The organism is Serratia sp. 14-2641, assembly GCF_001692375.1.
GTDB lineage: Bacteria > Pseudomonadota > Gammaproteobacteria > Enterobacterales > Enterobacteriaceae > Chania > Chania fonticola_C.
Window position 1 is genome coordinate 161,760 of record NZ_LXKR01000002.1, and the last position, 19,868, is coordinate 181,627.

Consider the following 19,868-nt stretch of genomic DNA (forward strand, 5'->3'; position numbering starts at 1 on the left):
TCCGCATCTTCCCGGGCAATGACCAACGTCACAGCAACTGGCTAATTCTTAAACGCAAACAAATCGCCTGCCGTTAAACACTGCGCTTTCTTGACTGAATGGCAATTCATCACGCAGATCGGTAATCAGTTGCGAAGCTCGCACCAACAGCAAACGAAAAGGCAGTTCAAAATTTGTGGCGTAATCCACATTCAGCAACGCGATACGCAGACGCTCGGCACCTCCGGCTTTTATCAGACGACATTCTTCGATGACTTCAGCCCACTGCTGAGTAATTCTTGGCATTTCATTAACTTCCGCGAAGCTATATTTTTCGATCTGGTAATCAATACCTTCGACTATGCTGGTTACCCGTCGGTCATTTTATCAATGGCCTACGATAACCGGAAGCCAATTTGATGTTGGTCTTGAGGTGGCGCACTGCGCCAGAGCCACCACTGCAAGCTACCGGTCTCACCACTTTATTACGGTAATTCGTTCAATGAAGGCCATCGACAAAATACCCTGCACTACACCTAACGCTAATAAGGCGTTAGAAGAATACCAGCAACTGCTTACCTGGTTGCTGAACCACTAGAACTCAACGATACGCCGTACCACGATCCGCAAGCTATCACCCAACAGATTGAATACGGAATGACAGTACGGGAAACCATCAACGAGCTGGTGGAGAAATTCGACCTGGTACGCATGGACCGCCCCGGCTTCAGTCTGCTGGCTCAGGACCCGACGCTGAGTGGTGGGGATATGCTACGCGCCCGCAGTGCGCTAGGGCTGCGAAACCCTATAAATCGCCGACTCGCCTGATACTCCTACTCACCTCAATGATCTACCGACGCGCCAGCCTCATTGCTGGCGTTGTGCTATTTAAGGAAAACTCGCAATGAAAAATCTCGAACCTGACACCCCACCCACGGCTCCGATCTGGGGTCTGCAATGTGCTATTACGCCACGTCTGGGAGCCCGATTGGTCCAACAGGGGCGCCGCCTGCATTTTCTCGCTGACCGCGCCGGTTTGATCGGCACGTTCACACCCGAAGCCCTCAAGGCTCTCGATGTGGCTTTTCCGGTGCTGATTGAAAAACTGGAGAACTATCTGTGCTCCGGTGAGCTCGATCCACGTCGCCAACATTGTGTCACTGTTCAGCATGCAGGTTTTACCTGTGAAGCGGATACGCTGGGCAGTTTTGGCTATGTGTATATCGCGGTCTACCAAGCGGCACTGTCGCCCCTTGCAGAGTGATAACCCAGACAGGCACAGAACATCCTATCCCAACCTTTCCCCCAGCCCGCTCAGATGCGGGCATTTTGTTTTTGAGGATCCCGGTTATGTCTCATGCATTAAATATGGTTACTGAGACCCTTGAAGTTATTACTGCTCACACTTAGCCTATTTGCTCGACCGACATTGAACGCTTGGTCACAGGCAGTGAGGTTACTCTGAAACAGATTGAAGCGCTGATGGTTCAACTGCAGGAGATTGGCAATCTGATAATGAGTATCGGTGGCGGTAAGCTGGAAGATTGGGTAGTACAACCTGGTCACCGTTACGGATGCCATCTCACTTTGGAACAAGATAAAGGCCTTGCTGCTATCACTCGCCAGATCGCAAGCTCTGGCAAGACCTGATGAATCGTTCTGGAATGCTTTCGCTGATGGATGCGCAAGCCCGCGACCAGTGGTACAAGAGCCTGGAGAGTAAAGACCTGCCCGCCATCAGTGAAGAAAGCATCTACAGCACGTTTGAGCAGTTGCACCATGATAAAGGGGAGGTGTTCGAGCGTGGGGTGATCAATGTTTTTAAAGCGCTTTCATGGGATTACAAAACCAATAATCCTTGTTGCTTCGGCAAGAAAATCATCGTCAGCAATTTGGTCAACTACAACCAATGGGGATTTACGCTGAACCACGGTTACCGACGTGACCAACTGGCGGATCTGGAGCGGGTGTTACATTTGTTGGATGGCAAACCACTACCTGATAACCGCGGGGATATCACTAGCCGGCTATATGAGCATATCTTTGCCAATAGGCTGGTGGCTAAGAAATATCAAGATGACTACCTGAGCATCCGGTACTTTATGAAAGGACCGGCGCATATCGTATTCAGTAAACCGAAGTTGATTGATAGGATGAACGGGATTATTGCGAAGCATTATCCAGGGATGCTAGCTGAAAAATAGTTTGAGTGTCGTTACGGGTGAAAGCATAACTAAAGGAGAAATGGCAGGACATACACGCCTGTATTCAGCCGAAGCTGAAACGATCAAGACGTCATGCTTTCACCTGTAATGGTCTCAAAATTTTTGTTGTTTACTATCAGTCTGATAGAGCGCTGTGCTAATGATTGTTTAGCACGGGCAACGGTTGTAGTGCAAATTAGGCCTGATAGTTTGCTCAGTACCATAAGCGGACATGGCTAATTCATCACTGCATCAATCATAGGGGCAGATTAGTGGGTACTATAAGTTGTCAATCGACATCACTGTGTATAGCTTATGCACTATAAATTAAGTGATAGGCGTTATGACATGGACATTAATGAATTTCCACCTGGGGTAATCGAACATCTTGGCTGGTATGTATACCGTCTGATTGACCCAAGGGACGGCAGTACGTTCTACGTAGGAAAGGGGAAAGATAATCGTGTATTTGCTCATATGCGCGGTGAGGTCGCAGCAGTTGATGATGAGTTACTTAGTAACAAGCTCAAGCAACTTCGAGAGATCAGATTAGCAGGTCTTGAGGTTATTCATGTTATCCATCGACACGGTATGGCTGACGAAAAGACCGCTTACGAGGTTGAAGCAGCACTCATAGACGCTTACCCCGGTTTGACTAACATCATGAACGGTGCTGGCAGTAATGAATTCGGTGCTGCACACATCAAAGAGTTAATCGCTACGTATCAGCCTGAAACAATTGTTTTCCAACATAAGTCCCTGATGATATCCGTTAACAGGAGTTCAAAGGATATTGATCTCTATGATGCTGTGCGTTTTAGCTGGCGTATCAGCGTTGAACGCGCCCGTAAAGCTGAGGTTATATTGGCTACAGTAAGGGGAATCGTGAGGGGAGTATATGTTGCTGATGAGTGGCTCAAGTCAACCCGTGAGAATTTCCCAGAGATGCCTTCATGGGACGCAGACGATGAGTTTGAAGCTACTCAACGTTCCCGTTTCGGATTCCGAGGTAGGGTGGCATCTCCTAAGATCACTCAGCTTTATCTCGGCAAGAAGATTCCTAATGATCTCAGAAAGAAAGGCGCTATGTCTCCTGTAAGATATTCACCAGGATTTTGATTTCTGAATGAAGCAGGATTTCAGGTCATAGCTCTTTCTCGCTCATGATGCCCCTTGGGTGGCGTCATGATTGGCACCTCAGTGCCATAACCTGACATTGAATATTAAAGTACTATTCTTAGGAAAGAAGAAAATTAATTTAATTTTCATTTTTTAAAAAATACGGCGTAAAAATAAACGCCGTTTCAAAATTAGAATGATACTTTCGATTTTAGCAATTTAGCAGCCAGTTCAAAATCTATTTCTCCTGTTTCTGACTCAGTTGCAAGTGTGTAAAGAACTAAAGTATATGTATCCCCTAGCATCTTAGTGATTGCACTCGCAGTTGTTGCAGATATTGCGCCTCCTACAACACTACCAACACCGGGAATCATCTTAAGTAAACCAGTAACAATAGCCCGTCCAACAAAAACTGCACCGCCAGCACCAACTAATGACGTAACCATTGTAGTAAGAGCGGCTCTGGATACATCCATCCCGAACGTGTAACTAATCTTAGCTATCATCCCCACTTGTATGGGCACTAATGTAAATGCGTCTGAGAATGGTACAGGTATTGCAGCTGCGGTTGCAGCTAGAGCTGTGGCCGCTAATACCTCTTTACTAGCTTGCTCTTTTTTTATATCCAATGCCTTTTTATTTTTAATTGACAAAGCATTGGAGAACGCCTTTTTTTGAGCTTCGGGGATAACCTCGTAAGATACTTGAATCAACTCATCAATGCCTTTAACCTTTCTGATTCCTATTATCTCGTCCGTGTCATCGTCATCATAAATAACTTCTTCTATGGCTCGTGTAGAACAGACTGCATGACTGTAGTTTTTAAATGCTTTTCTAACTTCGTCAGTGAATTCGTTATTTTTAAATGCATTGGTTTTTGTCAGAACGACAATTACTGGTATACCTTTGCTAACAAGATATTTAGCTATATCTATTTCAGCCTCTTCGTATCTTTTTCCTGTGTCATTTATACATAACCATGCAAGGTGAACATAGTTTTCTGATAGTTCACTGCTGTTATTTTCATTAATATATGACTCTATATTAAATCTTGTTTTTTCATAATCAGCGACCTCAAGCCCTTGGGTGTCAATAATTTGCAAAGGAACGCCAGCTTTCTTAATAACTTTAATGTTGTCTGTAACTGGTTTGCCAACACCTGTTTTAGCAAAATTCCCTCTAAACACACCATTTATAAGAGAACTTTTACCAACGCCTGTTTTACCTATCACTATAATGTTAGCTACTGGCATATCTTTGACTGCATCATTCAAGATGGTATTTATATCTATATTCACGATTGTCATCCTTCATCCAAAACTTTCTCAATCTTATCGTGCAACCACCAGATTGTGAAAAGATAAATAGTATTAAGGCGAAAAAATGTACTGCTATGTTAGCGTGATCTGGTAGTGATCAATCATTGTTTAGCTTTTATGTCCGCTCTTCGCTCATAGCCTCCAGTAGGTTGCTGTTGGCAACTCCTGTACCACCTGCAAAACCTTCAGTTATGCCAAGGGATTTTTTATTGAGCTCCATCAAAATGAATTCCACTTTTTCAGTTGCTTTCTTCCTGAGTTCTTCCACATCAATTTTTTCTTTAGTAGCCATAAGTAACCTCTGTAAAATCTGTTGCTAGTGGGATAGGTAAGCTAGCAACTAGCATATTAAATTTAAACACTTTACGATGTATGAATAACCAGTAAATTTTTATGTTTTGTAACCTTTTGAATTTACGCTCATTGAAAATCCCCTCAAAATGTCATGCCTCCTTTTAATTTGGTGCATCAAGTTACACTTCAAACACCATAGCGCTTATTTCCTCCAGATGTAATACAGTAACGTCCGCCTCTGGGGCCTATACATACGTTGCCTGATGAGCAAGAACAGGAAGAGCTATAATTCTGTGGCTGCTGATGCCGAGGCGTTCTTGGCTGTTCAATTCGTTGTTGCTTTGGAATAGGCGTAGGTTGGGATGGGGCCCTTTTTATGTAACATTCTGAGGTTTCACATAAATAGCTAGCAGATACCCAGCGTTCTTCCTCTTGATCTTTGCTTATCCTACTCCATGAAGAAATCTGTTCATACACTCTTACCTGGGCACCTCGCTTTAGAGATTGAATCGTATTTCCGTTAGGAGCATTACGCACTTTCAATGTGTCGGCATTAATATAATATGCTTTCGATTTCTCATCAGTAAGTATATTTGATGTTGAATTGTGGCTGGTAAGAGTTGACGGCGGATTAGGTTTTGAGAGTGGTGTGGCATTGCTTGTTTGTGTTTTATCATTTTTCGCAAAAAGCCAAAATAGAAAAAGAATAACCATGAATCCTACAGTTTTATTTTTCATTCCACACCTATCCCTCGTATGTGAAAAAACAATATACCGCAAACAGGTGTGCTAAAAATGTGTCGTTTGTCATACATTTTGTACATCGGACATCAAGTGAAACCTAAAGGTTTTCTTACGTTTTTTCCTCGTTTGACTATCACTTACCACTAGCATTGTGATAAATGTATGAGTCATTAATCAGGATTTAGCCATGGAGTACAAGGATGACCCAGGTTTCAGAACCCCGCTGTGTTTTCACTGAAGGCAGCGTTACTTTGCCTGCCGGATACCGTGAGCAGACCGTCAATATTCTGATCGCCCCCTCTGGGCCATCCCTTAACATCTCCCGTGACCAATTGCGCCCCGACGAAGACTTTGCCGCTTACCTGGCCCGCCAGCGTGAGGTGTTGCAAAAAGGCTTGCGCAAGTACCAGGCTCTCGACGAACAGCCCGCCGTATTGGGCGATGGCCTGTTCCACGGCATTACGCTGCTTTCCCGCTATCATCCGCAAAAGGGCCAGACGCTGCACCAACGTCAGGCTGTATTCCCTGTCACGGCTTCTAACGTGTTGATTTTCACGCTGGCGAGCTCCCAGGCCTTGACTGAGCAGGATGAAGCTTTCTTCTCAGCCTGCATGAGCAGTTACCAACACCCGTAACCCCCCCACATATCGTACAAGGACAGGAGCGAATACCATGCTGGAAGCTGCACGGGTCGGTGATGCCATCGGCCATTCGGGTGCTCTCGCCGGGTTGATTGGCGGAACGATCCTAGGTGGTCTCATTAACGTTGCCGGGGGTATTCTGGGCGGCTTGTTGATTGGAGCCGGTTGTGCCGCTGCCTGTCTTGGCGTGGGTTTTTTGCTGATTGGGGCGGGAATTGCGGTTGGTATGGCAGCTAATGCTTTGGGTGAAAAGGCGCGGGATGCATGTGTCGAGGCTGGGGTCAGTTCGATGAGCCCCAGCGGGGACATCCGAACCGGGTCGGGCAATGTCTTTATAAATGACAAGCCCGCCGCCGTCGCTACCTTGAGCACCGTAGCCTGTGACAAGGACAAAGTGCAGCAGGTGGCGCAGGGCTCTTCCTCAGTGTTTATCAACGGCCTGCCTGCCGCCCGCAAGGGCGATAAAACCACCTGTGATGCGACCATCATGGCCGGTTCCTCCAACGTGTTTATCGGCGGTGGCACAACGACCACGGAAAATATCAGCCCGGAAATCCCTGAGTGGGCCTACACCGTTTCCGACCTGACGATGTTTATAGCAGGTCTGGTCAGCGCGAAGGGCGCGGTGGGCCGTGGGCCAGGTGCCGTTCAACGGTTGTTGAGCAAGATACCGGGGGCTGACAAGGTGGCTAGAGTGCTCTGTTGGTTAGGGCCGCTGGCGATAGCCGTTCCAGTGATCGGTATTCTGGCCAACCCGGTAGATGTGACTAGCGGGCAAAAATTCCTCAATGATGACGATGACCTAGACTTCACCCTCGATGGTGAATTGCCGTTGTTCTGGCAACGTAGTTATCTCAGCAGCCATGCAGCGGAGAGCGTACTGGGGCTGGGCTGGAGCCTGTTCTGGGAAAGCGAACTGCGGCAGGTGGAAGAGGGCATCTTGTGGCGTAACACCTACGGGGATTTTATCCCGTTCCCTGAGGTACCCGTTGGTCATCGTACCTTCTGCCCCGATCAGCAGTGCTGGCTTACGCATAAGGAAGATGGCACGTGGTGTATCAGCGATGCCGGTGAACTGCGTTATCACTATCCGGCCTTCGACGCCGAGGGCCGAGCTCCCCTGAGTGCCATCAGCGACAACGTTGGCAACCAGCAGTCATTCCACTACAACGAACAACGGCAGATGGATATCATCACCCGTACCGGTGGCCAGGCCCTGCGTTGTGAATATCACCCCGAACTCAACCGTTTGATAGCCGTGTGGCAGCAAACTCTGGCGGGTGAGGTGCAGCGCGTTCGTTACCAGTATAACGACGCAGGCCAACTGGTCGCGGTGCAACACCGAGGTGAAGCAGTGATGCGTCGCTTTGGCTGGGATGAACAGAACGGTTTGCTGCTATGGCATGAGAATGCCACCGGGTTTCGCTGCGACTACCAGTGGCAGGAGATGGAGGGTATCTGGTGCGTCACCGAACACCATACCAGCGAGGGTGATGGCTATCAGCTGGCCTATGATGAAGAACGCAATCTACGCACCGCCACCTACCAGGATGGCAGTCAGGCGGTGTGGGAACTGGACGAACACCGTCGCGTCAGCCGTTACACCGACCGTACCGGCAACCCGCATCAGATGCTGTGGGATGAAGCCGGTCTCCCCGCCGGTTACCGCTCGCCGCTGGGCCATCTGCGCCAATGCCAGTGGGATGAACTGGGCAGGCTGGTGTCCGTCACCGATGCCAACGGAGCCACCACGCGTTGGCAGTACCAACGCAACAGCGATCGGCAGACCTTTGTATTTTGGCCAGATGGTATTGCAGAACGTACCGTCTGGGATGAACAAGGTCGGGTGGTGCAGGAAACCGACCGGTTGCTGCAATCGACGCACTATCATTATCCACACACCCATACGCTGCTGCCAGATCGCGTCACCGATGCGCGGGGTGGCGAGAGCCAGCTAAGCTGGAATAGCCAGGGGCAACTCACAGGCTACATCGACTGTTCCGGACAACCCACTACTTGGCGCTATGATACGCTGGGGCAGATGGTCTCCCGCAGCGATGCATTGCAGCAGGAAACTCGCTACCAGTATAACGACGTAGGCCAACTGGCCACACTGACCCTGCCGGATGGTTCAACGGAGCAGTTTGACTGGTCTGATGCGGGGCTGCTGCTCAGCCATCAGCAGGGGCAAAATCTGCCGCGCCACTGGCATTACAACGCACGCGGGCAAACCCTGAGTGCTACCGACCGCCTGAACCGAACTCTGCGTTACGAGTATGACGTGGAAGGCCGCCTGCTCAGCCTGGATAACGCCAACGGCGGTATCTATCGCTTTACCCGCGATGCGGAAGGTCGCTTGCAGGAAGAGCAGCGCCCGGACGATACTCGCTACGGTTACCGTTTTAATTCCGATGGGCAGGTTGCCGAAGTCGTACAGCGTGGTACCGCAGACACGGAAGGACATCGCCCGGAGAAAGTCAGTCAACTGACCTACGATGCGACGGGCCAGGTTATTGCACGTCAGACGCAGACCGAGCAGGTTATCTATCAATGGAACCTGATGGGTGGTTTGCTCAGCGCCAGCCGTACACCTACGGAGCAGGGGCAGAGGCTAGGTATCCAGCCCAATACCGTGAGCTTTGAACGGGATGCGTTGGGTCGGGTGATTCGAGAGCATAACGGCGTAGAAGCACTGAGCTATCAGTATGATGCGCTGGGTAACCTGACTACACTCGGCCTGCCGAACGATGACCAGTTCCAGTGGCTGCATTATGGCTCTGGGCACGTCACTGCCATCCGTTTCAATGACCAGATAATCAGCGAGTTTGAGCGCGATGCTCTGCACCGTGAGACCAGCCGTACTCAGGGAGCTTTGACGCAACACCGGCGATATGACCGCCTGGGTCGTCGCCAGTGGCAGAGCAGTATCAGCAATCGCCTCACCGATGCACTCACCTCCCCGGAGCAAGGGATTCTTTGGCGAGCTTATCATTATGACGATATGCATGAACTGGCCGCCGTAGAGGACAGCAATCGGGGTATGCTGAGCTATGGCTATGATGTTGAAGGTCGGCTACGTAGCGTCTATTCGGCACAAAGCGATCATACCTCTGTGCATTATGATCAGGCTGATAACGCCTTGCTACTGCCATTACTGACACCGGAAAGTTCACCGTATGTCCGTGGCAGCCAGCCTTATAGCGATAACCGGTTGACCCGCTGGGAAGAATGGCAGTATCAGTATGATGCCTTCGGCAATATGTCGGTCAGGCAGAAAGGTCCTGGCAGCCAGCACTATCGCTATGATGCAGATAACCGTCTGGTGGGGGCGAAAGGTGACGGGCCGAAGGGACTGTTTGAAGCGCAGTACCACTATGATGCTCTGGGACGCCGGTCCAGTAAGGTGGTCACTCTCCGTCAGGAACGGCGTGAGACCCATTTCTTGTGGCAAGGATTGCGGTTGCTGCAAAGCCGTACTGACGATCACCAACAAACCTACTGCTATGACCCGAACGAAGCCTATACACCGCTGGCCTGCATTGAACGGCACTACAGTGGGGATAAACTGTACTGGTATCACACCGACCTGAATGGTTCACCACAGGAAGTGACTAACGCGCAGGGTGAGATGGTGTGGTCGGGGCAGTATGGGGTGTTTGGCCAGGTAACACGACAGACCGATGCGATGTGGCGTAATTTCAGCCAGCCACTGGGAAGGTTCCGCCAACCACTGCGTTATGCCGGGCAATATCTGGATGAGGAGACGGGGCTGCACTACAATACTCATCGGTACTATGCACCGGAAGTCGGCAGGTTTACGTCACCAGACCCGATAGGGCTGGCGGGAGGGTTGAACCTTTACCGATACGGGCCTAATCCACTTGTATGGATAGACCCATTGGGTCTTAGCAGTTTTGATCCATTTATGCATGGTGAAATAACTGATTTCCCTAAAGATCTGCATTTTGGGCAAGATCGAATAGCGCCAAACTTTAGTAACATTGGTAGCCAGGCTCCATCTTCAATAGCTGGGAGATCGATTGCTGATGTGGCAAGTGATATTAGAGTAGGAAAAATCAATCCTGATGTTTTGGTTATTTCTTACACGATCGATCCTGTCAGTGGCAAAGCTGTAACCTTGAACAACCGTGGTTTGGCTGCTTTGGTTGAATCTGGAAAACTTCCGCAAAATGCTATTTATGTACCTTATGAGCATGTCCCTAACCATTTGGTTATGGATATAAAAAATAGAGCGCCATCCAGATCGATAAACGTTACTAGAAATAAAGATGGCTCAGGTGTTATCAGAAGGATAGGTCGTTGTTAACTAAATAGGGGTGTGATGATGGCAATGCAATTAGTTCCTGAGAAAGTTGAGTTTAGAATATCGACCACTGATCTTGAGGCTGTCTATACAGAGTCAAGTGGCGTAAAGCTAAGACTTGATGCGCAAAGAATTGATGATGTGAAAAGTGAAGTGTATAGGGAAGTTGAGTTAACATTTTTTGTTGTAGCAGAACTGAGATGCATTACTTTGAATTTTTTTGATAATCATTACGATAGCGTTGAAATCAAAGGTTACATTGACAACGAAATGGCTTTTTGGGAAGAAAATGGTTATCACCCGAATCCTCAATTTTATCAGGTGGTAAATTCTGATATCCTTGGAAACAAAAATAAGCTATTTGATCCTAATGATCGTCTGGATTTGAAGCATTATCTGATTATAGGCAATGACAGCTACCTAGAGATTATTGCTTCTACGTATGAAGTTAGATATTTATAGCTGGGTTTTTTTGGAGAGGTTTTTATTCGATTAGAAAGCGAATAAATATCGTTCTACTTCATTTATATACGAAGTAGAAGTGCTATTATTAATTAGATCGCAAACTCTGGCAAAACCTGATGCATCGCTCTGGAATGTTGTTGCTGATTGATTTGCAAGCACGCGACAAGTGGTACAAGAGCTTGGAGAGTAAAGATCTGCCCGCTACCAGTGAAGAAAGCATCTACAGCACGTTTGAGTAGTTGCACCATAATAAGGGGGGAGGTTTTCGAGCGTGGGGTGATCAATGTTTTTAAAGCGCTTTCATGGGATTACAAGACCAACAATCCCTGTTGCTTTGGCAAGAAAATTATCATCAGTAATCTGGTTAGCCACAACAAATGGGGGTTTATACTGAACCACAGTTACCGGCGTGACCAACTGGCGGATCTGGAAAGGGTGTTACACTTGTTGGATGGCATATCGCTGTCTGACAGCCGAGGGGATATTACTACTCGTTTATATGAGCACATTTTCGCCAATAGGCAGATGGTATACGTTACTACATGAAAGGATCGGCCCATATTGTATTCAGAAAACCCGAATTGATTGACTGTATGAATGAAATTATCGCTAAAAATTATCCAGAGATGCAAGCCACAAGATAGTTTGAGTGTCGTATGTTTGCTACGGTAAATATCGGAATTTACAGTGTGAATGCAATGCTGATACATTGTTAATTTAATGTGATTGATTGTAATAAGGATGACTATAATAGCCAGCATAATGGCATCTATTTATTGTAAGCATGGCGAGCTATAGAGGTTATTCAATGTATAAGCATCGAATTGTATTCCATGAATGCTTTGCGTTAACTAAACTGTTCAATAAAAAGATGAGCCAGAATGTACTGAATTTTTTACAGTACCACCAATACCGACATACACTACGGAATAAATCTTGTTCTTAACATACACTAAAACCGATATTGTGCTATAAGTCACTGATTTTTTAATTCACCACGATAACATAATAAAATCCTACCGTCATATATAAATCGGTAGTTTAGGTTTGACTTGCGGTACCTAGCCGTAAATCTTGCGTTTTACGCCAATCTGGATTAGGCAAAAATGGAAATTAAATATGATTGAGAAAATTGTTGATATAACTATTCCACTACTATGGGGCGAGCAACGTTTTACTAAAAAACAATGGGGCTCCATAAATTATATTGTTGGTCCTAACGGGACTGGAAAGACTCTTTTTGGTGAGCAGTTAAAAAATAAATTTAGTGATGGTGGGTTTACTGCAAGATACTTAAGTGCAGAGCGGCTTATCGGCCTTGAGAAAAAATATGAAGGAAGATTTGGTGGTGCTACGCTAGCTCAGGGGTTTGATATATCACATTTTGATGACTATAAAAAAAGGGCTGAAGAGCGCGGCTTCTCGTCATCGGGAATTATATTGCTAAAAGAAAGGCTTGATATTCGCATAAAGATCGAGGCATTACTGTCAGATGTATTTGGGAAGACAATACGATTATCAGAACAAGGTGGTTTCCTAAAGCTGATGATGCAAAATAAAGTGTTAGGGGATGAGTATGGTTTAAGTGAAAGTGAATGTCATGGCCTAAAGGAGTTGATTACCTTACTTACTTTTTTGTATGATCCGACAAACAATTGCATTATTTTTGATGAGCCTGAGCTTCATTTACATCCTCAATATCAGTCGTTCTTTCTTGAAGAAATACGCAAGGTTGCTGGGGATCCTCTGAAAGACTCAAGTAAGAAAATTGTTTTCATAATAACGCACTCCCCTTACTTCATAGATGTAAAATCACTTGACGACTTAAAGAGCCTACTGATCTGTGGGCCAGGAAAATCTCCAACATACATTTCTGATTTAGATGATAATGATAAATATATTTTAAATCGATTTCTACCTAGATTTAATACTCATCATAAGCAATTCTTTTTTTCGCCTAACCCAGTTTTCGTAGAGGGTTATACAGACCAGCAGATAATATCTCTTCTTTTTGAAAAAATTGGAATAAACATTGGTGCTTCAGGCTCGTGCGTAATTGATGTTGGAGGTAAAGATGAACTTGGTGTATTTTACAGACTGTGTCAAGCGCTTAAAATTGATTGTAGAATCATTGCTGATTTAGATGCTCTCTTCAGAGGAAGGTTGCGAAGTGTAGTCTGTGAAGATTCTAGGCCTAATCTATATATTCAGAACAATGGAGTTGGTGAAAGTCTCTCTACAGAGATTGGTGATCTAGAAAGTAAGCTCTCCTTGCTTGCTGAGCATATAATTAATAACGATTTTGAGAACGAGAAAGTGATGTCATTGAAAGCTAGGCTCAAAGGCTTTACTGATGATGAGAACCACAAAAAAAGAGTAACAATGCTTCTTGGGATAATTAATATTAAAGATGTTCTGACAAATGTCTTCTCTGGTGATTCTATTGCTAACTTTAATTTTGTATCAGGGCGATTGGAGAAATTACTGGATGCATTCAAATCAGTGAATACATTTGTGTTTCCTAAGGGAGAGATTGAGCATTATTACACTCAATCTGAAGTTGACTATCTAAATATTAACAATAAAGATGCTTGGTTTCATACTGAAAGAGATCACCTTCTCGCAGTACAAGATGCTACGCAACTTCGTCAAGAATATAAAGGGTTATTGGAAATAATGAATCAAGCTGTGCCTATCGTAAACTTAGAGGTGCGAAAGCATGTTAAGTTTGAAGTATTTGAGTGGATACATCAAGTTCAGACAGGAATATCTAAATTAGAAATAAAAAACGAGGGGGATTTAAAAAGAAGTGTTAAAGTAAATTACACTCTTTATCAGCAGATATTAAATCTCGAAAGTTTAAGAATCAATGAAGACCAGACATTTGAGTGTAGTATATCCATTAATAACTCGTTTGTTAATGAAAAAAAACTAATCACTTTTAATCAAGAAACAAACGCCCATTCGTTTGATATATAAAAACATAAAAAATTGAAACACTCGGACGCAGCAATGCTGCGTCGGTGTTTGAGGCATTATGCACCAGAAGATGTTAACGTCCGGCTTCAACGGACTTTAGAATGGTGGTAATATGATACTAAGTGAATTGGGCCTTGCGCATAGCGAGCTCCACAAAGGGACATTAAGTTGATGCTATTATTCTGCGCTTAGACAAATAGGCATAAAAATCAATCTTAACTGACACATTTTGAAATTATTTTTTGTCTACAATAGAGCTGTTTAGCCACCGTTCCTTCAAAACTCCATGACGGTGGATGAAAATTAAAGATGGAAAATTCTTTCTGATGTTTAAATAATTTAAACTTTATCTATAATGACCTGCGTCAGTATAAATTTAATCCAAGCTTCTTAATTTCTTTTCTACGCATGGCAAAAATAATATCAGCATTTTTAGAAATGAAAGAAGCAATTCGCTGATCATAGTCATCTACACCTTCCCAGAAGAATGGAACGTTATTATTTAGAAGGCTCTCTGCAAAGGTTATGTGTGTTAAAGCTAGAAAAATTCTAACAAAGTTAGATGGTTCATTGAAGTCCTTATTTAACAAATGTAGTGTCAAATGCCTATTGAAGCTACCTTCATTAATGCCACCTGTTGGTTTATATATAACATTTTTAAAAAAAGATCTGGTTGAGTTAATAACATCACATTGAGGATTTAAATGTGTGAAGAAATCTATTTCAGTTTCAATATCATAACATTTACCTGGATACCAGTCAAAGTTTTCGATCTGACGTTTTCCCCATGTAAGGATAAGATTTTTTATCTCCTTTTCAAATTTGTCGGCACTGGTATTTGTGCTGTCGCCATCTGCAAATTTTACAAACAAGTTTCTTAGTCCACCTTCAAATACAGGGAAAAGTGACATAATAGCTATGTGGTTATAACCTAAATAGAATGCCTCTATAGCTTCGAAAATAATTGTTTTATATTTTTTGAATGACTCACTTTGGATGAAGTATTTATTAAAATATGTAATTGCGATTTCTAATGAAAAGTTTTCAAACAACCATTTATTTGCGCTTTCAAGTGGTGATTTACAGTTTTCCATTTTATGGATTGCAGAAGAAAAGGTACCTTCTCCAATGTATAGGGGTAATGCAATACCAAACGAATTTGCATGTGTTTGGATGTTCGAGCATCGTCCCCTATATCTGTTCAGATATGATATGGGCCTTTCCGTAAGTAGAAAATTAAAATTATCAACTTTAACTGTAAAAGAACCATGACAGAGTTCATTCCTGGAAATTACTGGTTCATTACTATGATGCCTATTGAATTTATTTAAAATATCATCTTCGGTAAGTTTATCTTGTTTTGATAGCCGTTTCAAAGTTGGCAAGTATTCTTCAAAGTCTGACATATTAACCTCATAAATGTTTCGAGATAATAAAATATATCACCTAACTAGTAGGTTAGAAAGATTCCTCAGTCTTGAAATGTTCCATACGAAGGTAATCCGCCAGAAACTGAAATATTGCATTAATATTCAATTGGTTAGGATGGATGGCTGGCGTGTTTTTAGTAATAAACAATCCTTGAAATTCATTAAATTTTAATTAGTTGCAAAGTAAAAGATATTTACTAATTCTATATTCAGTAGTGCAAGGCCAGGACCTTGTTAAACTTGCCTCTTAACTAATCCGGCGCTGCTGATAGTAGATTCTTGTACCTTCATATTCGAAAACAGCTACATGCTCTGGATCATCCTCGGTAGCACGATTTGCCTCACCACGGAGTTCGATATAACGGGCGGCAACAGCATGTGGGATGCCGTATGCTATCAATGTTTTGTGCCAGCTCAATTCTTTAGTAAGGGGGTGTACGGGGTCTTTGTTCGCGTTTATAACTACAGTCACCCAGCGCTTGTCGCGATCAGGTTTGTCTGAAAATACCATAGTGGCTCTCCCTTTTTGCTTGCCTAGTGCTGGAGGCAGCGCGCAAAACTAAGCTTTTTGCTATGCAGCTCTGCGTTGTCCTCCAGTGTTACGGCGTAGAAATGAACTTCCAGCGTTTCGGGATGGGTAGCCATTTCGCCTATGTCGAACAGCTTATGCAGGTCAGCATGCAGCAGCAAGCCATTTTTGAAGCTAGCATCGCCTTTATGCGCATAGGGAACTAGGTGCGCGGCTTCGTAGCGAGATTGGAAAGAAGTCGAGATAAAAGGATATTGCCGGTTTACTACAGTGGAAAACCACCACCAACAAGTATCCTTACATTCCCCCGCTCCCCACAAGCAAAATCATTTGGGGGCACAATAGGGGGCACCAACCAAAATCCAACACGATAAAACTAAGTAAATTCAATAGCACTAGCTATCAAATGCGACTCCTGTGATCGCCGAAAAAGCACATTAGGAAAAGATAACAACAATGACAATGAGCGCATCAGGCGCCGCGGTATACCGGTATGGGACGGAGGGTAGTGGTGAGACCGTCCCATGCCTGAACCTCTGAGGTCGCAATACGCATCCCCTTTTTTCTGAGTACCGCCACGTCGGCTGCGATTCGCTGCATACCGAACCAAAACAGACCATCCAGTGCCGTTACCGCGAGTCCATTCTCAAGCGCCTTTTTAAGCCGCTCGCGCGGCATTTTTATTTCCCTGGCAATTTCCCGGTAAGGTTCTGCGGTTTCGCCTGACGATACTTCCCTGCGAATGCGGGTTGATAGACGGTATTGAAATTCATCCGGTACTTTACTCAAGTCAGACTTCACGCTGTAAACACAGCCAAAACGCTTGCCATTAAACACGGCACTTTTCTGACTGAGTTGCAGTTCATCACGCAGCTCGGCAATCAGTTGTGGGGCACGCACCAACAGCAAACGAAAAGGTAGTTCAAAGCTGGTGACATAATCCACATTCAGCAATGCGATGCGCAGACGCTCGATACTTCCAGCCCGTACCTGACGGCACTCTTTGAGGACATCTGCCCATTGCAGCGCAATGCGCGGCGTTTCATTTACTTCCGCGAAGCTATATTTTTCAATCTGGTAATCAATACGTTCGACCATGTTAGTTTCCCTTCGCCTACCCGTCGGTCACTTTATCAACGGTCTACGATAATCGGAAGCCAATTTGTTGTTGGTATTGAGGTGGCGCACAGCGCCTGACACATTTCCGGGTTCCAGCCGAAACTAGCAGGAAGCAAAGTCGGCATGTTCGGATTCAGTATCAGGCCCAGCTGCAAATCGCTGCGGTGGATAGTCCTGTCCAGGCCGACCTTTTTCACCAGACGGCAGCAGCGGGTGTCATATTGCCAGGTCTTCTGTAAACTGTCCTGATGGACCACGGTGACAGCTCCGGGTTGCTCATCTCACAGAAAACGCTGGCCAAGGTTCGGCAGGTTGCTCCAGTGGCACACCGTGCAGGCCTGTTTGCCTTCCTCCTGCCATTCCAAGCAAAACTCAACCCCACCGGCCAACTGCCGCAGGCTGAACCCATGGTCGTCGCGATACTGGAATAGTCACTAAAATACCTCTCCCCATAAGAGCAACTCTTCAATGGAGTAAATCAAATTATTTTATTAAAAGACCAGAGGATTCTTGTAGGAACCTCTAATTAAAACGTCTATATACTCATCAGGTACCGTACAAACTACTCCAGTTAATCCTTTTTCTTTACTTCCTACGCAGACTAAACAATTTTTCGGTATCTTGTATATCATTGATAAAATCATCTAAATAATTACTTGCTATAGGTTGCCATTTTCCGCATAGATGGAGATTATCTGGTTGTGGGTCAAGAATCTTACCGACGGGTTCTTTGTTCCAAAAAACTGTAAGTTCACACATTCTTTTGTTCTCATTCTATTAATTATCTCAAATCCTGATTTTCTCTTACCTTTAGCTATAATACATAACCACTTGATTTTAATGTTTTTATGTTTTAATTATCGAGTCGTTTTGCCCCGCTCCATGTGAGTTAGTCATCTTCAAACGGAAGGATATCACTCCTTCTATCAATTTCGATTCACCATGGCCATTATCTCGTCTATTTCTTCTTGTGATTTGACTCTTATCTTTAACCCCATAATACTTATCAAAGTCATAGATTCTTCTTGGAAGAGAAAATGCACCATATAAGAGTTTTCTCTATAAGCGCATATAAGTATGTTCTTATCATTTATTCTCTCAAGATGATCTATCGTTTCAGAAAAACCAAACTTTTCAGCACCTCCCTTAGTTGTATACATGTCATGTATTTTTAGATTAAAAACATGCCTTTCTCTTTCGTAATGCATCATTTTGAAATTAAAATCATTGCAGTCAATAACGCTTTCAACTTTATCTACTAAATGTTTATTACTATAGTTGTTCACTTTCTCCATAATTAATTCTGATGTAATCATGGTTTGAATACCTCCATATTGTTTTGTGGGCCTTGCCGCGCCACTCTACCGGCAGGTTGCCAAAGCGATCGTACTCGAAGTGTCTGTCACCAAAAAATGTCCCCGACCTCAATGTGAAGGTCGGGGGTAATGTATTAAGTCGGATAATCACAACGCCAAGGTGGAACAAACAGTTCTGGGTTTATTCCTTCCTTCTTGAAAATTGAAACTAACTCGTCTTCAGTATCTGCTGTAAAATACTTTAGATTAACTGCATCACCAACATCAAAACCATCATTGAATTCAATGATTCTAATTGGAATCTCAAAATCTACAACGCAGTACATGAAGTCTTTTGATTTTTTTATGAAATCATAAGAATGGACACTGTTTTTCATCTCCTCCGTCATTTTTTGCAAAGCATACAAAGCGATCCAACGTTTTGTATCATCAGATTTTGACTGGACTTCTTGTGCAATTTCAATGTAAGAACCAAACTCAATGCCGTTCCATACTTTTAGCGGAATTCCTAGTTTCTCATTCATTATTTATTGCCTACAATATTTGGTCAGTATATTCTCATTGCTCTTCCGCGAGTAGGATGTAATTGTAAGTGCGGTAAGGTTCCGTGTGCATCGTTAATGTCATGATTTGCCATAAATATTTTTTACTCTGAATGTCTGACATAGGAGTATCATCCAAATGATAATAAGGCTCTTTAGTGGTAAGGTTAACTTTAAAGTAATCCTTCGCTGTTACCGAGTTGAAGCTTTCAGCATTTCTATAACCTTCTCCTACATTTTTACCACGAAAAATCTCTTCCGCTTCACTTCTATTTCTTACTAAAACTGCTAAAGCACCACGGTCAAGTTCATCAGACGCCCTTTTAACCGAAGCACTAGACCACGGAATTTCACGAAGCTGTGGAGTTCCTGTATTAACTGAACTTCTCTCTGCGCCTGTAGCATCGCGTTTAAACAACCCCAGCGGATCTACCCAACCAACCGGATTCCCATCAACATGCTGATAAGAGTTCAACCCACCATCGAGTTTTACCGGATCCGCCGTCAAATACCGCCCAATCCCCGGATCATAATACCGGTTCAGGTTGTAATACAGCCCGCTTTCCGTATCTTCGTACTGCCCCTGAAAACGCAGTGGGTTGTTCACCTTCGGTTGTGGGTGTTCGTCCCGTGCATCTGGCGGTGTCCATTCCTCCGTCAGTTGCCCGTAGGCGCTGTACTGCCCTCGACAGACGGTATTGTTGAGAAAGACTTTCCAAATTCACACCGTGTTTTTTACTTCCTCAGTCGAGAAAATAGTGAGGAAGCACCCCCGACATCAATGTAGCGGTCGGGGTTTATAAGTTAAATTGGATAATCACAACGCCAAGGCGGAACAAATAATGCTGGATTTATTCCTTCCTG

Annotated in this window: 17 protein-coding genes and 4 pseudogenes; 11 read left to right on the plus strand and 10 right to left on the minus strand. The window is 44.5% G+C overall.

Annotated features, from left to right (window positions below; all coding sequences use genetic code 11):
- Positions 1-51: 51 nt before the first annotated feature.
- Positions 52-342 (minus strand): annotated as a pseudogene (locus A6U95_RS03390) (DNA-binding protein); the annotation flags it as partial.
- A 139-nt stretch (positions 343-481) separates the two neighbouring features.
- On the opposite strand from A6U95_RS03390, the pseudogene A6U95_RS29520 reads away from it, so the two are divergent.
- The 4 genes and pseudogenes from A6U95_RS29520 to A6U95_RS03405 all read left to right on the plus strand — a co-directional run bounded on the left by A6U95_RS29520 (position 482) and on the right by A6U95_RS03405 (position 3,302).
- Positions 482-807 (plus strand): annotated as a pseudogene (locus A6U95_RS29520) (TA system toxin CbtA family protein).
- 76 nt (positions 808-883) lie between these two features.
- Complete coding sequence (locus tag A6U95_RS03395; RefSeq protein ID WP_065683468.1) at positions 884-1,243, plus strand: type IV toxin-antitoxin system YeeU family antitoxin; 360 nt, start codon at positions 884-886, stop codon at positions 1,241-1,243.
- A 149-nt stretch (positions 1,244-1,392) separates the two neighbouring features.
- Positions 1,393-2,183 (plus strand): annotated as a pseudogene (locus tag A6U95_RS03400) (DUF4942 domain-containing protein).
- A 348-nt stretch (positions 2,184-2,531) separates the two neighbouring features.
- Entirely contained in the window at positions 2,532-3,302 is a 771-nt protein-coding gene (locus A6U95_RS03405; protein ID WP_065683469.1) for a hypothetical protein, read from the plus strand.
- Positions 3,303-3,493: 191 nt separating this feature from the next.
- Here the strand turns inward: A6U95_RS03405 and A6U95_RS03410 are convergent, their stop codons facing one another.
- The 3 genes from A6U95_RS03410 to A6U95_RS29525 form a co-directional block, all read right to left on the minus strand.
- Complete coding sequence (locus tag A6U95_RS03410; protein WP_158006192.1) at positions 3,494-4,600, minus strand: GTPase; 1,107 nt, start codon at positions 4,598-4,600, stop codon at positions 3,494-3,496.
- Between the two features lie 136 nt (positions 4,601-4,736).
- Positions 4,737-4,913: a hypothetical protein gene (locus A6U95_RS30975; protein WP_158006193.1), complete on the minus strand. Its 177-nt coding sequence runs from the start codon at positions 4,911-4,913 to the stop codon at positions 4,737-4,739.
- Positions 4,914-5,101: 188 nt separating this feature from the next.
- Positions 5,102-5,653: an SH3 domain-containing protein gene (locus A6U95_RS29525; protein ID WP_074423315.1), complete on the minus strand. Its 552-nt coding sequence runs from the start codon at positions 5,651-5,653 to the stop codon at positions 5,102-5,104.
- Between the two features lie 206 nt (positions 5,654-5,859).
- Between A6U95_RS29525 and A6U95_RS03415 the strand changes: the two genes are divergently transcribed.
- From A6U95_RS03415 to A6U95_RS03435, 5 genes and pseudogenes are all read left to right on the plus strand, one after another.
- Positions 5,860-6,294, plus strand: a complete 435-nt coding sequence (locus A6U95_RS03415; RefSeq protein WP_065683471.1) for a DUF1795 domain-containing protein — start codon at positions 5,860-5,862, stop codon at positions 6,292-6,294.
- A gap of 37 nt (positions 6,295-6,331) precedes the next feature.
- A complete protein-coding gene (locus tag A6U95_RS03420) occupies positions 6,332-10,627 on the plus strand; it encodes an RHS repeat-associated core domain-containing protein (protein ID WP_083196304.1) in 4,296 nt (1,431 codons plus the stop codon).
- A 15-nt stretch (positions 10,628-10,642) separates the two neighbouring features.
- Positions 10,643-11,086 (plus strand): hypothetical protein, encoded by a 444-nt coding sequence (locus A6U95_RS03425; protein ID WP_241810612.1) that lies wholly within the window; start codon positions 10,643-10,645, stop codon positions 11,084-11,086.
- A gap of 92 nt (positions 11,087-11,178) precedes the next feature.
- Positions 11,179-11,733: pseudogene (locus A6U95_RS30290) on the plus strand (DUF4942 domain-containing protein); the annotation flags it as partial.
- A gap of 475 nt (positions 11,734-12,208) precedes the next feature.
- Positions 12,209-14,068 carry a TOPRIM nucleotidyl transferase/hydrolase domain-containing protein gene (locus A6U95_RS03435; protein WP_065683473.1) on the plus strand — a complete coding sequence of 620 codons (1,860 nt, stop codon included), beginning with the start codon at positions 12,209-12,211 and terminating at the stop codon, positions 14,066-14,068.
- Between the two features lie 365 nt (positions 14,069-14,433).
- Here the strand turns inward: A6U95_RS03435 and A6U95_RS03440 are convergent, their stop codons facing one another.
- On the minus strand, positions 14,434-15,474 hold the full coding sequence (locus A6U95_RS03440) for a hypothetical protein (RefSeq protein ID WP_065683474.1): 1,041 nt from the start codon (positions 15,472-15,474) through the stop codon (positions 14,434-14,436).
- 271 nt (positions 15,475-15,745) lie between these two features.
- A complete protein-coding gene (locus A6U95_RS03445) occupies positions 15,746-16,009 on the minus strand; it encodes a hypothetical protein (RefSeq protein WP_065683475.1) in 264 nt (87 codons plus the stop codon).
- 101 nt (positions 16,010-16,110) lie between these two features.
- Between A6U95_RS03445 and A6U95_RS31660 the strand changes: the two genes are divergently transcribed.
- Positions 16,111-16,233, plus strand: coding sequence for a hypothetical protein (locus tag A6U95_RS31660; RefSeq protein ID WP_256388580.1), 123 nt, complete (start codon positions 16,111-16,113; stop codon positions 16,231-16,233).
- A gap of 265 nt (positions 16,234-16,498) precedes the next feature.
- On the opposite strand, the gene A6U95_RS03450 is transcribed toward A6U95_RS31660, so the two are convergent.
- Positions 16,499-17,125 (minus strand): DNA-binding protein, encoded by a 627-nt coding sequence (locus tag A6U95_RS03450; RefSeq protein WP_065683476.1) that lies wholly within the window; start codon positions 17,123-17,125, stop codon positions 16,499-16,501.
- Positions 17,126-17,394: 269 nt separating this feature from the next.
- Between A6U95_RS03450 and A6U95_RS03455 the strand changes: the two genes are divergently transcribed.
- Positions 17,395-17,577 carry a hypothetical protein gene (locus A6U95_RS03455; protein ID WP_065683477.1) on the plus strand — a complete coding sequence of 61 codons (183 nt, stop codon included), beginning with the start codon at positions 17,395-17,397 and terminating at the stop codon, positions 17,575-17,577.
- A gap of 495 nt (positions 17,578-18,072) precedes the next feature.
- Here A6U95_RS03455 and A6U95_RS03460 read toward each other — a convergent pair whose 3' ends face one another.
- The 3 genes from A6U95_RS03460 to A6U95_RS31740 all read right to left on the minus strand — a co-directional run bounded on the left by A6U95_RS03460 (position 18,073) and on the right by A6U95_RS31740 (position 19,725).
- A complete protein-coding gene (locus A6U95_RS03460; protein ID WP_065683478.1) occupies positions 18,073-18,462 on the minus strand; it encodes a hypothetical protein in 390 nt (129 codons plus the stop codon).
- A 134-nt stretch (positions 18,463-18,596) separates the two neighbouring features.
- On the minus strand, positions 18,597-18,986 hold the full coding sequence (locus tag A6U95_RS03465) for a hypothetical protein (RefSeq protein WP_065683479.1): 390 nt from the start codon (positions 18,984-18,986) through the stop codon (positions 18,597-18,599).
- A 34-nt stretch (positions 18,987-19,020) separates the two neighbouring features.
- Complete coding sequence (locus A6U95_RS31740; RefSeq protein WP_083196305.1) at positions 19,021-19,725, minus strand: RHS repeat-associated core domain-containing protein; 705 nt, start codon at positions 19,723-19,725, stop codon at positions 19,021-19,023.
- Positions 19,726-19,868: the final 143 nt, after the last annotated feature.